22 protein-coding genes are annotated in these 13,500 nt (G+C 42.5%); 3 read left to right on the top strand and 19 right to left on the bottom strand.

Annotated features, from left to right (window positions below):
• Positions 1-15: 15 nt before the first annotated feature.
• The 5 genes from PGZ10_RS10725 to PGZ10_RS10705 all read right to left on the bottom strand — a co-directional run bounded on the left by PGZ10_RS10725 (position 16) and on the right by PGZ10_RS10705 (position 4,444).
• Positions 16-1,611 carry an ABC1 kinase family protein gene (locus PGZ10_RS10725; RefSeq protein WP_270541412.1) on the bottom strand — a complete coding sequence of 532 codons (1,596 nt, stop codon included), beginning with the start codon at positions 1,609-1,611 and terminating at the stop codon, positions 16-18.
• A complete protein-coding gene (locus PGZ10_RS10720; protein ID WP_270541411.1) occupies positions 1,604-2,047 on the bottom strand; it encodes a phasin family protein in 444 nt (147 codons plus the stop codon). The genes PGZ10_RS10725 and PGZ10_RS10720 overlap by 8 nt, the downstream gene beginning before the upstream one ends.
• A gap of 33 nt (positions 2,048-2,080) precedes the next feature.
• The gene (locus PGZ10_RS10715; protein ID WP_008369472.1) at positions 2,081-2,458 is read right to left on the bottom strand and encodes a diacylglycerol kinase family protein; all 378 of its coding nucleotides are present in this window, start codon (positions 2,456-2,458) and stop codon (positions 2,081-2,083) included.
• A gap of 290 nt (positions 2,459-2,748) precedes the next feature.
• Complete coding sequence (locus PGZ10_RS10710) at positions 2,749-3,006, bottom strand: hypothetical protein (RefSeq protein ID WP_270205975.1); 258 nt, start codon at positions 3,004-3,006, stop codon at positions 2,749-2,751.
• 97 nt (positions 3,007-3,103) lie between these two features.
• Positions 3,104-4,444 carry an MATE family efflux transporter gene (locus tag PGZ10_RS10705; protein WP_270541410.1) on the bottom strand — a complete coding sequence of 447 codons (1,341 nt, stop codon included), beginning with the start codon at positions 4,442-4,444 and terminating at the stop codon, positions 3,104-3,106.
• Between the two features lie 301 nt (positions 4,445-4,745).
• Between PGZ10_RS10705 and PGZ10_RS10700 the strand changes: the two genes are divergently transcribed.
• Complete coding sequence (locus PGZ10_RS10700) at positions 4,746-4,955, top strand: hypothetical protein (protein WP_055262275.1); 210 nt, start codon at positions 4,746-4,748, stop codon at positions 4,953-4,955.
• Between the two features lie 77 nt (positions 4,956-5,032).
• Here PGZ10_RS10700 and PGZ10_RS10695 read toward each other — a convergent pair whose 3' ends face one another.
• The 6 genes from PGZ10_RS10695 to PGZ10_RS10670 all read right to left on the bottom strand — a co-directional run bounded on the left by PGZ10_RS10695 (position 5,033) and on the right by PGZ10_RS10670 (position 8,358).
• Positions 5,033-5,293, bottom strand: coding sequence for a hypothetical protein (locus tag PGZ10_RS10695; protein ID WP_117558893.1), 261 nt, complete (start codon positions 5,291-5,293; stop codon positions 5,033-5,035).
• Positions 5,294-5,324: 31 nt separating this feature from the next.
• Positions 5,325-5,585, bottom strand: coding sequence for a hypothetical protein (locus PGZ10_RS10690; protein WP_008369481.1), 261 nt, complete (start codon positions 5,583-5,585; stop codon positions 5,325-5,327).
• A 128-nt stretch (positions 5,586-5,713) separates the two neighbouring features.
• Positions 5,714-6,670 carry a ketopantoate reductase family protein gene (locus PGZ10_RS10685; RefSeq protein ID WP_117558891.1) on the bottom strand — a complete coding sequence of 319 codons (957 nt, stop codon included), beginning with the start codon at positions 6,668-6,670 and terminating at the stop codon, positions 5,714-5,716.
• 175 nt (positions 6,671-6,845) lie between these two features.
• Complete coding sequence (locus tag PGZ10_RS10680) at positions 6,846-7,214, bottom strand: VOC family protein (RefSeq protein WP_055262281.1); 369 nt, start codon at positions 7,212-7,214, stop codon at positions 6,846-6,848.
• Between the two features lie 203 nt (positions 7,215-7,417).
• Positions 7,418-7,966, bottom strand: a complete 549-nt coding sequence (locus PGZ10_RS10675; RefSeq protein WP_270541409.1) for an alpha/beta family hydrolase — start codon at positions 7,964-7,966, stop codon at positions 7,418-7,420.
• A gap of 14 nt (positions 7,967-7,980) precedes the next feature.
• Positions 7,981-8,358, bottom strand: a complete 378-nt coding sequence (locus tag PGZ10_RS10670; RefSeq protein ID WP_117558887.1) for an SdpI family protein — start codon at positions 8,356-8,358, stop codon at positions 7,981-7,983.
• A gap of 82 nt (positions 8,359-8,440) precedes the next feature.
• Here PGZ10_RS10670 and PGZ10_RS10665 point away from each other — a divergent pair, with 82 nt between their 5' ends.
• Together PGZ10_RS10665 and PGZ10_RS10660 are read left to right on the top strand one after the other, a co-directional pair.
• Positions 8,441-8,785, top strand: coding sequence for a hypothetical protein (locus PGZ10_RS10665; protein ID WP_270541408.1), 345 nt, complete (start codon positions 8,441-8,443; stop codon positions 8,783-8,785).
• Between the two features lie 121 nt (positions 8,786-8,906).
• Positions 8,907-9,188, top strand: a complete 282-nt coding sequence (locus PGZ10_RS10660; RefSeq protein ID WP_243277277.1) for an ABC transporter substrate-binding protein — start codon at positions 8,907-8,909, stop codon at positions 9,186-9,188.
• A gap of 87 nt (positions 9,189-9,275) precedes the next feature.
• Here the strand turns inward: PGZ10_RS10660 and PGZ10_RS10655 are convergent, their stop codons facing one another.
• From PGZ10_RS10655 to PGZ10_RS10620, 8 genes are read right to left on the bottom strand one after another with little or no spacing between them, the layout of a single operon-like run.
• Positions 9,276-10,619 (bottom strand): N-acetylmuramoyl-L-alanine amidase, encoded by a 1,344-nt coding sequence (locus tag PGZ10_RS10655; protein WP_270541407.1) that lies wholly within the window; start codon positions 10,617-10,619, stop codon positions 9,276-9,278.
• Between the two features lie 29 nt (positions 10,620-10,648).
• Positions 10,649-11,122 carry a phage holin family protein gene (locus tag PGZ10_RS10650; protein WP_270541406.1) on the bottom strand — a complete coding sequence of 158 codons (474 nt, stop codon included), beginning with the start codon at positions 11,120-11,122 and terminating at the stop codon, positions 10,649-10,651.
• Positions 11,123-11,138: 16 nt separating this feature from the next.
• The gene (locus PGZ10_RS10645; protein WP_172676494.1) at positions 11,139-11,300 is read right to left on the bottom strand and encodes a hypothetical protein; all 162 of its coding nucleotides are present in this window, start codon (positions 11,298-11,300) and stop codon (positions 11,139-11,141) included.
• A complete protein-coding gene (locus tag PGZ10_RS10640; RefSeq protein WP_173684920.1) occupies positions 11,300-11,566 on the bottom strand; it encodes a hypothetical protein in 267 nt (88 codons plus the stop codon). The genes PGZ10_RS10645 and PGZ10_RS10640 overlap by 1 nt, the downstream gene beginning before the upstream one ends.
• Positions 11,553-11,936 carry a PF13754 domain-containing protein gene (locus tag PGZ10_RS10635; RefSeq protein ID WP_270541405.1) on the bottom strand — a complete coding sequence of 128 codons (384 nt, stop codon included), beginning with the start codon at positions 11,934-11,936 and terminating at the stop codon, positions 11,553-11,555. Before PGZ10_RS10635 ends, PGZ10_RS10640 begins: the two co-directional genes overlap by 14 nt.
• 11 nt (positions 11,937-11,947) lie before the next feature.
• Positions 11,948-12,832 (bottom strand): Ig-like domain-containing protein, encoded by an 885-nt coding sequence (locus PGZ10_RS10630; RefSeq protein WP_270541404.1) that lies wholly within the window; start codon positions 12,830-12,832, stop codon positions 11,948-11,950.
• Positions 12,833-12,845: 13 nt separating this feature from the next.
• The gene (locus tag PGZ10_RS10625) at positions 12,846-12,986 is read right to left on the bottom strand and encodes a CD1375 family protein (protein WP_172676495.1); all 141 of its coding nucleotides are present in this window, start codon (positions 12,984-12,986) and stop codon (positions 12,846-12,848) included.
• A 58-nt stretch (positions 12,987-13,044) separates the two neighbouring features.
• Positions 13,045-13,458 (bottom strand): hypothetical protein, encoded by a 414-nt coding sequence (locus PGZ10_RS10620; protein WP_270541402.1) that lies wholly within the window; start codon positions 13,456-13,458, stop codon positions 13,045-13,047.
• Positions 13,459-13,500 lie beyond the last annotated feature (42 nt).

Raw genomic sequence — 13,500 nt, 5'->3', positions numbered from 1 at the left:
TTTCCCCCTGTTTATTTATTTTTTTGAAAAGATATGTTTGATAAAAACATACATTACAATGGCAAATGCCATCAGATATCCAAACGCACCGATTGCCGGAATCCCCCACAACCTTGGCTGCATATTGGTTGTACAGATAATGCTGGAACTGATCAGAAGTGCCATCACCCACAGCCCCATTACAATATTCCGCACCAACCTCCTGAGCAACCCGGAAAGCTCATCCGAAGTATGAAGATCCAGATTGACTCTGGTCTGTCCTTTCATGTGACCCTGCAGGATGTCTGCTGCAAGGGAAGGAATATCCATTGCCTTGTGAAGAGAACGATACAGTCTTTTTGCATCATTCTTTATCTCTTTTTTCCACTGTTCCTTCGTCAGAAAGCTCTCCTTCATCCGTGCCGCCGCAATCTCAACCATGTTGATCTGCGGACTGATCTCGGCAAGCACACCTTCCATATTGGCGAGTCCTCTTGCAAGCATAGTAAGTCCATGAGGCATGGAAATTTTATTTTCCTTCATCACTTCCATCAGATCCTGCATAACTTCCGCAATATCAATATCACCCATATCAATCGTTCCATATTTTGCCATCAGATTATTGATATCTTCATACAGCTTGCTCTGATCCGGCTTTCCGCGGAACTCGCCAAGTGCCATCACCGCTTCCTGGATCAGACCGATGTCATTCTCTGCCACACCTTTGACTGCATTGCTGATCTGTTCCCGGTCACGCTCGGTAAGTCTTCCCATCATTCCCATATCGATCCAGACAATCTTTCCATCACGGATACGCACATTGCCCGGGTGTGGATCAGCATGAAAAAAACCGTCCTCCATAACCTGGCGAATGTAATTATCTACAAGCTTTGTTCCAATCTCATTCAGATCATAGCCATTTGCCAGCAGATTTTCTTTATCGTTGATTGCAAATCCATCAATATATTCCATCACTAGCACATGGTTCGTCGTATATTCGCGATAGAGCCGAGGCGTTGTAACAAAAGCCACATCCTGATTGCGCTGGGCAAATTCTTCCATACTGGCTGCCTCCAGAAGGAAATTCATCTCCTGCTGGGTGACAGTCCAGAGCTCGTCCAGAACCATGTTAATATCCACCATGTCCTTGATCGTACCTGGTGGAACCAGCTTTGCCGCTTTGTGGAGCAGACTGATATCTCTGGACATTACCTTATAGATGCCCTGCCTCTGAACTTTGACGACAACGTCTTCCCCAGTCTTCAGAACCGCCCGGTGAACCTGTGCGATCGATGCCGATCCCAGTGGATGCACATCAATGCTCTGGAACACTTCGTTCCACTCATAACCGTAGGACTTGCGGATCACTTCTGTTACCTGTTCAAATGGCATCGGTGTCACCTCGGAATGAAGCCGCATTAGTTCTTCACAATAGCTTTTCGGAAGAATGTCGGAATGCAGTGACATGATCTGACCAAGCTTAATATAAGTCGGTCCCAGATCCTCCAGGATCAACCGGAGCTTTTCCGGGGTAAGTCCACCGGTAATCCCATGTTTTCTGAGGACTGCTGTCATCTCCCGCAGTCTGGAACCATATTTATTTGACTCTTTTGGCTGGTTTTTGTTACTCATTCATGCCCTCGTTGCCAGATTCGATTGCTTCAACTTCTTTTGCTGCTTCCTCTGTCGTCTCTGTTTCAACAGTTTCAGCCGTCTCTCCTGCCTGTTCTACAGCTTCTTCTACTTTTTCTGTTTCTTCTTCAGAAACTGCTGCTTCACGCTCATAAATTCTTTCTTTGAGCTGTTCAATCTGCTCCGGTGTCATCTTATCAAGCAGCTCGTCCAGTTCTTCCGGTGAAGATGTCTTAACAGAAACATTGACATTTTCTTTTACAGTCTTCTTGATATTGTGGCGAAGTTCCTGATTCAGAACTTTTCCCTGTTCTACAGCTGCTTCTCCACGTTCTGCCATCTTATCCAGAACCTCTTTTGACTTTTCTGCAGTTACTGCTGCTGTACCAATCCCTGCAAGTAATACTTTCTTAACTCCATCTCCTAAACTTCCCATAACGTCTATCTCCTTTCACAATTTCAATCTGCTTTAAAACCCAAGGAATGTAAGTCCCTTTGGCAGAAAAATAATAATCCCGGCGATCGCTGCCATAATTGCTGCAATCAGAACCGCACCTGCTGCTGTATCTTTTGCAATCTTTGCAAGTGGCTTCCGCTCTTCCGTCACCAGATCGACCACCGCTTCTACTGCGGTATTGACCAGCTCTAGCGCCATGATAAGCCCAAAAAGTGTCAGGCAGATGCACCATTCCAGCGATGAGATCTTCAATATCACTCCGGCAATCACTACCAGAATCGCTGCCGCACAGTGAATCTTCATATTCCGCTCTTTTTTGATACAGGTACCAATCCCTTCAAATGCGTATCCAAAACTTTTATAGAGCGGATCTTTCTTCTGACTGTCCATATTTCATCACCTGCTTCTTATTATTGTCTTTATTTTACCAAATCAGCTCTATAATAACCAGTCTTTTCCGTATTTTCTTTCTATACAATCTGTAAAAATTGTAAATTTGTATTTGTATGATGTAAGAATCAAAATTCACTTTTGACATTCACATCATTTAATGTTGTGGCAAAAGGTATTTTGACCCCTTTGATACCAGATTGCTACGTGCTTTGCACTCTCGCAATTCTCATCATTTGTATCGAAAAAAGCGGAAATACCATTTCTGATATTTCCGCTTCTCTGTCAGTTTATTTTATCTCTAATTCATCCATCGTTGTTTCCGCATTCATTGCAAAAAGTACACCTCCGAGGAATCCCGGGAAAACAATCGCATATCCTGCAAATATGATCAGCCAGGATATTTCTTTTAACGCCACCAGACTGACAACTCCCCAAAGTGCTGCACCTATAACCCCACACAATAATGCATTCGTCAGCAGAAACCATCCTGTCATACTCTTTTTTCCATATTTTTTATTCTTCCAGAAATCCCACAGCTTTCTCATTTTACATCTTCCTTTCCAAATTCCTTACCTTTAACAGAATCTTAACAAAGGTATGTAAAATCCAAAGGATCTGCCATGTAAAATCTATGTAAGAATTTTAAATCACCTGATGCTTCAGCCACTTTCTGCTATGAAATCTCCACGAAAAAATAATCCCACGGAGTGTCCAGTCTGAAAACATTCCGATCCACACGCCCATCGCTCCGACACCAACTACCCGGATCATAAATACGCTGAGGCAAAAACGGCACAGCCACATCGTCGTGCAAGATGTGAGCATTGAAAATTTCACATCCCCGGCTGCGCGCATACCATAGCCCGGGATAAATGCCATAATCCATACCAATGGCTTTACAATCGTGATCCACATCGTCATATGGATACACATATCCGCACTTTCTTTTTCCATACCACCAAGGATCGTGATCGGTTTTGTCAGTACAAATACACTCAGACAGCTGATGATCAGAATCACTTCCGCAATCATACAAAGCTTTTTGATATAGTAAACCGCTTCATCTTTTCTGCCAGCCCCAATACACTGTCCAACAATCGTCATCAACCCAACGCCAACTCCGATTGCTGCAATTCCATTCAGATTTTCCAGAATACTCGTCATTGCCTGTGCCGCGATTGCCACTGTGCCGAGCGTTGATACGGAGGACTGAATCGCAAGCTTTCCAAGCTGGAACATACTGTTCTCTATCCCTGACGGGATACCGATACTTAGAATTCTCCGGATCATCCGGAAGTCTGGACGGATTTTCAGATAATCACGCACCACGATCGGCTGCCTGTCCTGACGCAGCTGGGCCAGAACTACAACTGCACAGAAAACACGTGAAATCAGAGTTGCAAGTGCTGCCCCTGCAACACCCATATGAAATCCCCAGATCAGCATTGCATTTCCTGCAATGTTCATCACATTGGATACCATGGAAATGAGCATCGGACCTTTCGTATTATCCTGTGCCCTGAAAATCGATGCTGCCGAATCATAAGCTGCGATAAACGGAAAGGACAGTGCCGTGTAGAAGAAATAAATTTCCGACGCACGCATGACCTCCGCCTCCACTGATCCAAATATCAGACGCAGCATCGGCTTTTGGAAAACAAGACAGATCAGGCTGATCACAACCGAAATTGCCGTAATAATAAACAGCACCTGCCTTGCGGATTCATTTGCCCGCTTCACATTCTTCTGTCCGATATACTGTGCACAGACGATCGCACCTCCTGCCGCCAGCGCAGAAAACGCCTGGATCACCAGCACATTGATCGAATCCACCAGCGATACTGCTGAAATCGCCGCAGATCCCACATTGCTTACCATCATTGTGTCCGCTGTTCCCATGATGGAATTCAGAAGCTGTTCCAGAACGACCGGTATTAGAAGATTTGCAATCATTTTATTTGTGAACATATGCTTTTGTTCCATTTTCTTTTAACTCCCTTTTTCCTCTGCTTCTCTCTTACTTCATTCCTGATTTCAAATAATTTCAAAAAAATCCCTTTGCTATTATGGTCTTCTTAAACTCAGAATGCAAGTATTTTTTGCCCTGATGCGTTTAACAGACGGCTTTCTTTCTATCTCACATAGTTTTCAAACCCAAATGAGACAGAAACCGTTTTTTTCATACATACTTTCTACCTATCAGCACATACTTATCTTATCCTGCCGGCAGTTTTTAAGATTTTCACTTTTTTCTGCCTGTGCCATATCAAATAAGGAGGTCCCTATGAAAAAAGAAAAACATTCTGATATTTCATCCCGCAAAAAATCCAATCAGAAGATCATCGATTCCTACGATTATCTGTCTAATGCAGCATCTGCGCAGGACTGCACCGGTCTGATTCCTGTCGGTCCCACAAACAGAGCAGAGCTGGAATCCTACGAAGAAGTCTATCATTATCAGCCGCCGAAAATTGATCCGGAGAAATGTGAGTGACTTCTATCAACCAAATAAGGAACGGTTTCGCTCTTTTTGTCCGAAACCGTTCCTTATATTTACGCTGGTAACTACTACTATAACATGAAAAAGCATAGAACATCCTTTGTCTCATTTTCTACAAAAATCATCCCGGTAAATTTCTGGTATCCTGCCTTTTTCGCCATCTCCAAAGAAACCCTCAGGCGCTCGATTTCCCGGCTGCGCAGCTTTTCAAAATGTTCGATCGTATCTTTTCCTTCATAGCAATAGCCCTTTGTTCCAACCATGGCATATTCGCCATAAGAATAAAAATTATTCTGGAGAAATTCCAGACGTTCGGAAAACATTTCCTTCATTTGCACCAAGATAAACGGTAATCTTCATCTTCTATTCCTCATCAAAATCTACTTCAAATACGCCTTCTGGTGTCTTCATGGTCAGGATTCCAAGATTAAAATCATCATCCTGAATCGTGATATGATATTCAAACACGACATCATCATCAAATTTGGAAAGTAAAATATATTCTCCATTTTCCTTTCCTTCAATTTGATCACAGATATCATCGTATACATCCTCTCCGGAAATCAGTCTCGGATATCCGGATGATTTGATTTTCTTTTCAATTGCTTCATATAATTCGTTCATGCTTTCTCTCTCTTTCTTTTTTTCATTTTATATTATTCTTTTTACGAGAATCAGATCTTACATCTCGTCCCGAAATCGCACATTTTAATTTATGCTGATTTCAGCATAACATACCCGCTCTATATTTTCTACTTTGACCAGGTCAGTTCTTCCTTCCCGGTATAATCAAATTTACCATCGTTTTTCTCTTCCAGCGCCTTGATCATATGATAGGTGTATTCATTATACGGCATCGGGATTCCAAGCTCTTTTCCCATCCGAACAAGCGCGCCGGAGAACATATCGATTTCCGTGTGGCATCCGGCATCCAGATCCTGCAAGGTGGAATATCTGGCTGACGGTGGAACCGCACTTCCACGTCCGGACGAGCTTTCGGTCTTGCTCATATCGATTCCTTTTGCCTGTGCGACTGCTTCCAGCTCTCTTTTTAATCCGTCACTGATTGCTTTCATGTGCACGCTGTCACGGTAACATCCAACGCCTGCTCCCAGAATCGCCTGCGGCAGATTGCTGCACACATTCAGGCAGAACTTGCACCAGATCTCTTCCTGAATATACTCTGTGGAGCGGAAATGAATCCCGGTATCTGCAAATAACTCTTCCACTGCTTTCACCCGCTCGCTGTCGAACGGTGCGGACGGTTCTCCGAAAATGATTCCAAGTGTGGTCGGTGGATCAAAATGATAACCGTCTTCCTCTTTATGTGAAGCCACTTTGATCAGTGCCGGTAACACATGCTCCATTCCCACTGTTCTGCCAATGATCTCTTCGCTGTCAATACCGTTCATCAGACTCATGATCGCCGTATGCTCGCCTGTTGCTTTTTGTATACTCTCCAAAGCACCTTCCAGTGAACCGTATTTCAAAGCAACCACCATCAGATCCACGTCATGTGCCTCATCTGGAGTCCACACTTCCGGATGGTAAGTCTTGCCATTGATCGCACATCCGTTCTTTTTCAGACGTTCTGCTCTTTCTCCTTCAGCGATCACTCCAAGCCGGATATCTGATTTTTCAGAAAGACCCCAGATCACATAAGAGCCTACTGCTCCCGCACCTAAAACTGCAACTGATTTTATCTTCATCTTCTCTCACCTCGCAAATTTTCTATTTTTCAACCTTTCGGAGTACCCTTGCCGGATTGCCGACGATTCCCGTCTTTTTCAATAAAATTCCAAGAACCATGACAAACACCAGCGATGCTGCATGTAAAAGTACCGCTGCCATTTTGTTGTCCTCCTGATGTATGTTATTTTCTCTTTATCCCCGCATCGGTGTCCTGACTTCAATCAGATTGCCGTCCAGATCATAAAAACGGATCACTTTCTGTCCCCAGCTGTACGTCATCAGCCTGGTGACATATTTGGTTTCCGGATACAGTTTTTCTAATTTTTCAGTAAATGCTTCAATATTCCGCTCTTCAAAATAAAGTTCACAGGAATTATTCTCCGGGACAACTTCTTTTCCTGTAACATCCTTCCAGACTTTTTCGTCCTGTAAAACAAGTCCTTCTGTCAGAATAACGTTTCCATCATTGTCCAGAATGATATCCAGACCAAACAGATCATGATAGAATTTTTTTGACTTTTCAATGTCTTTTACGACAATCAAGATATTCCTTAATCTCATCTTCTCCTCCACAACCTGATTTTTTTACTCTATCAGTTTTTTCTGATCTTCCTGGTAAAAAATAGGCTTTTCCTATTCAACTCCCCTTCCCAGTGGCACACCGCCATGGAGGATATCTTCCATCCTATGCACACGACGTTATCCGGATTGCACGGGATTTATTCGACACCTCCAGTGCAAATAGGTTCGCTTTCCTGGAATAGCTACCACAAATACTTCTGTGTCTTTTCCATTACGTTTTTCAGGATATCAATGTTTTGTAAAATATTTTCTTTTTCCAATGAATGATTGGCATCCTCATACACATAAATCGGAACTGCCTGATTCTTTGAACATGCAATTACTTTTTTTACATCGCTCCACGGATCCGCAGTTCCAATAAATGCAATTGCATCATCATGTTCAAACATAAAAGTCTGTTCAAGCGGGGTATACAAAATCTGGCAGCATTTTATCTTATATTTCTCAGCATAAGCGGATGCAATAATGGTTCCTACGCTTTTGGAAATAAATAAAACTTCACTGTACTCGTCAAATGCGATTTCTTCAAGCTTCTTTTCTGCCTGCGCATACAAGCACTCAAATGCCTCTTGCATTTTCTTTTTATCGCCGCGTATATTTTTGCCATTATAGGAATACTCCTGCATGACTATCTTTTCATATCCATATTCCTGAACCAGTTTTCTTGCATAGTACAAAAGTGGCTTATCACAATGATAACCAATGCCTGGGAAAAATACTGCTATTTTCATGGCATCCTCCTGATTTATCTTTTATTTCCATATTTATCAAAATTTTTCCTGAGTGCAATCTCCGTCGGTATGATCGAACCCACCAGTGGAATCATCTGAAATACACACAGAATTCCACCGACATTTCCTATGGCATCATTAGACTTTCCCATAACCAGAAGTAACACAATTAAAGATACCACCAAAAGAATAAGTCCACAGATATACCAGATCTTTCCGCAATAATGATGTGCAAATACCCAGGTGTCCTGATTCTTCATTGACATTGATGTTCTGTAACCAAACACATAATTGATCTGATCCGGTGCTTTTTTCAAAAACATTTTTCCGAAACCGATCATTGTAAACGGAATCAGTAAATCCATTATAAGCATAAAAATCCAGAATCCCATAACCGCACCTCCATTATTTTATCTTTTTTCAGTTTTTCTCAGATACACACACCCCAAATGTCTTATGTTTCAGTTTACTCTCTTGGGACAAATTAATCAACAAGCCGTTTTCGGTTCTTGTGCATTTTGTGGTAAAAAAAAACTGGAAATTTGTGCAAATGCTGGTGAATTCGGTTCTCTATACAAATCAATTTTTAAGGCAGGACTCGCTCCTTTCGGACTTGCTCTGACTCCTAATATTTCACTGGTGATCATCAACCTGATATTGCAGAGCATAGGTGATGGAAGTCAGCCACTTATGAGCAAATATTATGGTGAAAAAAGGACAAATGACTTAACCGAAGCGAAACATATGGCTTATACTTTTGCTATTATTTATCTTCCATATTACTCGGATAAATTATATGATAAAACAAGGGACTTTTAGTTGCAGGTTGTTCTGGAGTTTCAAAATCTTCAGCGGAGAGCGATTGGCTATCAGATAAAAACACCAATTTCACATTTTTTGCATATCTTAAATGAGAATGTTATACCACCCAGGAGGACTTATGAAAAAAAATTTTATATCCTTACTTTTTGTTTCTGCTATAACTGTCGGCCTTTTATCAGCCTGCAGCTCTGCACCTGCCGATGATAATGCTACGAATCCTAAAGCTGAAACCGTCACTTCCCAAGCCAATCATGACACCAATTCTTCTCCTGTCTCTGTGACACTGAACGAAGTCGCCCATTCTATCTTCTATGCCCCGCAATACGTTGCTATTGAAAATGGGTATTTTGCGGATGAAGGAATTAATTTGACTCTTGTTACTGGTTTTGGGGTAGTTTAGTTAGTACAAGACAATATTTATTATTTCACCCGTAATCTCTGTCCTGTGTAAATTAAATTCGGGTTGAATAGCTTCTCAACTATCCGTTTATCTAAACTGAATAGCTTCAATTCTTAATGCCTGACCAACTGTACCAAGTGTAGAAACACCATCAGCTTTTGTCCAATCTGTCCAGCCTGAATTCTGAACATGGACACGATATTGGAAGTCGCCATTAAAGCATAGACATTCTATTCGCTTGTTCTGTCCTACAGTTCCGATTACAGTATCTTTTGTAACTACGCCGTAGTCTTTCCAACCACTTCCCTCGATATGAGCTTTCACTCCAATCCGTTTATCACCCGGATTGACCTTAAATGCTTCCAGCCGGAGATTATGTCCAGTAATACCAATTACAGTTTCTGCAGCGCGATCTCCAAGCCATCCTCTATTCTGAACATGCGGATTAACCGTGAACATAGTTTTCTTGATTTCAATCGCTTCGATCTGAAGACCTTTTCCTTGCGTGCCAGCCCATTCACCATTGCTCATCCAGTCTGACCAGCCAATATTCTTCTGCTGGACTTTGTACAGATAGCAGGTGTCCTTACCGGTAATCTTGATAGATTCAATACGCTTGTTCTGACCTGTTGTTCCAAGGATTGTATCTTTTGTAATATTCTTATACTCTTTATTTCCAATGTCTTTGATATGTACTACTACATTTGTTTCTCCTACTGGATTAAGTCTAAAAGCTTCAATTCGGCGATTCTGACCAGTAGATCCAGCCATCTTTCCGTCAGACTGCCAGTTGCACCAGCCAATATCTCTTGCATGGACCTGATATGATACGGATCCAAATACATCTTTCTTATCCTGGAACGTACCACCGGACTTAATAGCTCCATCGATCTGATCAGTTGACGCTACCAGAGCAATAGCAGAGATGCCAAATGCACTAAGGATTCCGCTTGCCAACTCATCTGTCCGATTGTTAAATTTGCTCAAATCGCCGGAGTTTGTAATAAAACCGTTTTCCAGAAGACGATAGCTATAACCTTTATAGGCTGCTCTATTTGCATTGGCAAGATCGTTTTTTTCCACAATTTTATTTGCACGTCCCGGAAAGAAATTACCAATAAAATTTGAAAGAGCGGTATCATACTGATCTGGATTATATCCCTCTTTAATGATTACATGTCCGCCATTCGCAGCTGCTGAAGCACTATCCATGTGAAACTCCACAATTTGCCAGTCTTTTGGGATATTAAGCGACATGATCCCGTTATCTGCATACCAGTTACGATTCATATCTGCTACAGTTACATTACTTCCGCCGAGTGCAGCCAGTCTTGCTACAAGGTATCTTACCCTCTCCGCCTCCGTATATCCATAACCTACGGCTCCGCAATCGCCGGCACCGTGACCAGCTATAACAAATAAATGCGCCATAATATCTACTCCTTTCAAAAAGAGGGCAACTATTCACCCTCTGAATCATTATCTACTTTCACCTGGTCTTCCACCTGCGATCGGATGTGCTTCACAAGTGGCTGCAGAAATGCCGGGATATTCACTCCCATGTCCTGAATGTTCTCTAAAATACTGATAATCTCATTGCAGATCAGCCACATTGCCACGACACACGCCACCAGAAATGTAACCGGTGACTTCCAGCCGATTGAGGCGGACGCATATAGAAGCATTTCGTCAATTATTGCTCCTACAACAACCAATAGCCACATGGATACCTTTTTGAAGATTCCTCTGATGCTTTTATAGGAATTGATATCCTGTGCTCTGTATTTGCTTGCCATAAGTCCGGTAGCATAATCAATCAGATTACATGCCACCAGCAGAATCACCGGCACTGCAAGCACTCCAAGAAGCGCCGACAGGAAAGCAAATACTGCCGTAAAAATTGCTTTGATATAATTTGCCTGTTCCACTTTCATATTCCTCATTCTTTCTTTATGAATTTACCGGCTTTGCTGTTCCGGTATAAGATATCGGATAATCGTATGGATAGTCATACGGATAATCAACCGTTTCCTGGATCTGTACAGAAATCGTAAATTTTTCCCCGGTCGCAACCGTATTTTTACTTAATTTCACATCTGTAATTTTAAGCATTAAACCACCTCTACTTCTATCCTTGCCTTCCTGATCGAATCCGCAACCGTATACGTTACTTCCAATATATGTGTTCCTTTTTCTTTCGGAGCAATCTTGCAATCGAGATAATGACCATTGATATCACACTCTCCTTGCACCACGATGTCTGTGTAACGTGCCAGCTCATAAGATGCTGTCAGAATCGTAAATGGCTCATCGTTAGGACTTCGCACCAATAGCTTAACGTGCTTGTCTTCGCCCAGGATAAATCTAATTTTGTTCACAACAACACCCCCTTCCGTGTATCGGATAAATTACCTCCACAAAGAGCGGATCTGGCTCTGCGATAACTTGATACTGATCCGGAACTGCCTCTACAGCATAATCTTCCGGAATAACTGTAACCTTACAGTCTTCCGGAACAACTTCCACCATATAATCAAGTGGAACAAGTCTTACGCATAGAGTAGCTGGATCAACGATCAACAGCATCTTCGTGCAGTATGCAATATTGCCAGCATCGTTTTCTGCCGTCAATTCCACCACATACATTCCATCCAAATCATAAGGGACCTCGACATTCCACTGGTCCCCTTCAGCTCTTTCAAATATTACTTCTTTTCCGTCTATCTTACCGCTTACCTTTACTATCATAGGCTCACCGCCTAGTCTGTAATTTCAACAGCGATAATGAATGTCTTTCCACAGTCTACTGGGTTCGGAGTAAGAGTGATTGACTTAATCACCGGAGCTGACGTATCGACAGTAACCTTACGTGTGACTGTAGTAGTCTTTCCGGCTTTGTCTTTCGCCACGATCGTGATGGTATTTGCACCCTCAACAAGAGTCACTTCTTTCGTAAATGTTCCATCTGTTCCAACTGTTACGGTTGCTCCATTTACCGTTACCGTCACTGGCTTAGATGTAACATCATCCGTTTTACCGGTTATCGTCACTGTCTTCTTATTGGTTACAAGGTCATTTGATGGAGCCGTGATCTGCAGTGTCGGAGGCACTGTATCAACTGTAAATGTTGCTGTCTTAGCTGCAGCTGCATTACCATCGTTGTCGGATGCCTTGACCGAAATCGTATGCGATCCATCTTTTAACGTCGGTGATGTGCATGTGCACTTATATCCACCGTCAATAGCAGTCTTTGTTACCGTCGATACGGCTGTACCATCAACTGTGACTGCGATTGTTCCTGCATTAACCCCTGAATCCGCATCTTTTACCTGGAATTCGATTGTCGGAGTTGTATTTGTGATATACGCTCCTGCAGACGGTGCCGTGATCGTAATAGTCGGTGCTGTCTTTTCTTTTACGCGAAGTTTAAGTGGTGCGCCGAGAGTAGTATGACTCTGATCTACCGTGGTAGTATTGCCGGCCTCATCTGTAGCCTTTACTGTTCCGCCAAGAACATGATCCGGCTGATTATAGCTCGACTTACTTGGAGCCGTAACCGTAGCTTCCCATTTCCCGGAGGTCGAATTATAGGTCAGATTGTATGCCTGACCATTAAATATATATTGAGCTGTTTTTACTGCCATCTACGCTTCACCTCTACTGCTTGTCTTCTGTTACCAGATCTTCTGCTCCGGAATCAATCAGGACCTCTTTTACCTTGTCCTTTAAAAGTCTCGGTACCTGTGAATAAGTTTTCTTTCCTAACATAATCTGCTGTGCCCATAACATTGCCATCATTTCTTTTCCTCCTGAAATTTGTAATAATATGAATAAAATGGTTAATACAATTATCGTTTTACTGATATACCGTTTCAGACATTTCCAGAATGCATCCTTTGAGCATTTCATTTTCCTCCTCCGCTTTTCCGACTCTTGACTGCAGGTCTGTATTTTTCTCTTCTGCCTCTTTAAGTCTTGCCTCCAGAGCTGCTATCCGGCTGTCCGGATCTTCTCCTTCCCGGTACATTAACACACCAAGAATGCCGGCCGTGTACTTCACGATTGCATCGAGCTTTGTGTAGTTTTCATACACAACGGTATCTGCATCCCGTTCGCTCACAGACATTCTCTTAGTTGTTGTCTGATCAGAGAATAAAGTCTTCAGTTGATCCTCGGATGCTGAAATGGTCTTGATCAGAAGTGCGCCATCCGTCTGCTCAGTGACCTGCTGGATCTGCAGTTCCTGACCATCATTGAATGTGATTTTCATTTTTCTGTTTGCCCCTTTCTTCTTTTTAGAGGGATTCTGAAC

The organism is Coprococcus sp. AF102-57, assembly GCF_027686195.1.
Taxonomy (GTDB): Bacteria; Bacillota; Clostridia; order Lachnospirales; family Lachnospiraceae; genus Allocoprococcus; species Allocoprococcus comes.
Note: the sequence above shows the minus strand (reverse complement) of the source record. Positions and strands in the feature narration are given on the sequence as shown.

Excerpts from the sequence above, each read along its gene's own strand:
- PGZ10_RS10635 (WP_270541405.1), bottom strand. The coding sequence starts at position 11,936 with ATGATAGTAAAGGTAAGCGGTAAGATAGACGGAAAAGAAGTAATATTT.
- PGZ10_RS10675 (WP_270541409.1), bottom strand. The coding sequence starts at position 7,966 with ATGAAAATAGCAGTATTTTTCCCAGGCATTGGTTATCATTGTGATAAG.
- PGZ10_RS10710 (WP_270205975.1), bottom strand. The coding sequence starts at position 3,006 with ATGAGAAAGCTGTGGGATTTCTGGAAGAATAAAAAATATGGAAAAAAG.
- PGZ10_RS10715 (WP_008369472.1), bottom strand. The coding sequence starts at position 2,458 with ATGGACAGTCAGAAGAAAGATCCGCTCTATAAAAGTTTTGGATACGCA.
- PGZ10_RS10700 (WP_055262275.1), top strand. The coding sequence starts at position 4,746 with ATGAAAAAAGAAAAACATTCTGATATTTCATCCCGCAAAAAATCCAAT.
- PGZ10_RS10660 (WP_243277277.1), top strand. The coding sequence starts at position 8,907 with ATGAAAAAAAATTTTATATCCTTACTTTTTGTTTCTGCTATAACTGTC.
- PGZ10_RS10685 (WP_117558891.1), bottom strand. The coding sequence starts at position 6,670 with ATGAAGATAAAATCAGTTGCAGTTTTAGGTGCGGGAGCAGTAGGCTCT.
- PGZ10_RS10695 (WP_117558893.1), bottom strand. The coding sequence starts at position 5,293 with ATGAAGGAAATGTTTTCCGAACGTCTGGAATTTCTCCAGAATAATTTT.
- PGZ10_RS10705 (WP_270541410.1), bottom strand. The coding sequence starts at position 4,444 with ATGGAACAAAAGCATATGTTCACAAATAAAATGATTGCAAATCTTCTA.
- PGZ10_RS10670 (WP_117558887.1), bottom strand. The coding sequence starts at position 8,358 with ATGGGATTCTGGATTTTTATGCTTATAATGGATTTACTGATTCCGTTT.
- PGZ10_RS10655 (WP_270541407.1), bottom strand. The coding sequence starts at position 10,619 with ATGGCGCATTTATTTGTTATAGCTGGTCACGGTGCCGGCGATTGCGGA.
- PGZ10_RS10630 (WP_270541404.1), bottom strand. The coding sequence starts at position 12,832 with ATGGCAGTAAAAACAGCTCAATATATATTTAATGGTCAGGCATACAAT.
- PGZ10_RS10680 (WP_055262281.1), bottom strand. The coding sequence starts at position 7,214 with ATGAGATTAAGGAATATCTTGATTGTCGTAAAAGACATTGAAAAGTCA.
- PGZ10_RS10620 (WP_270541402.1), bottom strand. The coding sequence starts at position 13,458 with ATGAAAATCACATTCAATGATGGTCAGGAACTGCAGATCCAGCAGGTC.
- PGZ10_RS10690 (WP_008369481.1), bottom strand. The coding sequence starts at position 5,585 with ATGAACGAATTATATGAAGCAATTGAAAAGAAAATCAAATCATCCGGA.
- PGZ10_RS10645 (WP_172676494.1), bottom strand. The coding sequence starts at position 11,300 with ATGCTTAAAATTACAGATGTGAAATTAAGTAAAAATACGGTTGCGACC.
- PGZ10_RS10725 (WP_270541412.1), bottom strand. The coding sequence starts at position 1,611 with ATGAGTAACAAAAACCAGCCAAAAGAGTCAAATAAATATGGTTCCAGA.
- PGZ10_RS10625 (WP_172676495.1), bottom strand. The coding sequence starts at position 12,986 with ATGATGGCAATGTTATGGGCACAGCAGATTATGTTAGGAAAGAAAACT.
- PGZ10_RS10650 (WP_270541406.1), bottom strand. The coding sequence starts at position 11,122 with ATGAAAGTGGAACAGGCAAATTATATCAAAGCAATTTTTACGGCAGTA.
- PGZ10_RS10720 (WP_270541411.1), bottom strand. The coding sequence starts at position 2,047 with ATGGGAAGTTTAGGAGATGGAGTTAAGAAAGTATTACTTGCAGGGATT.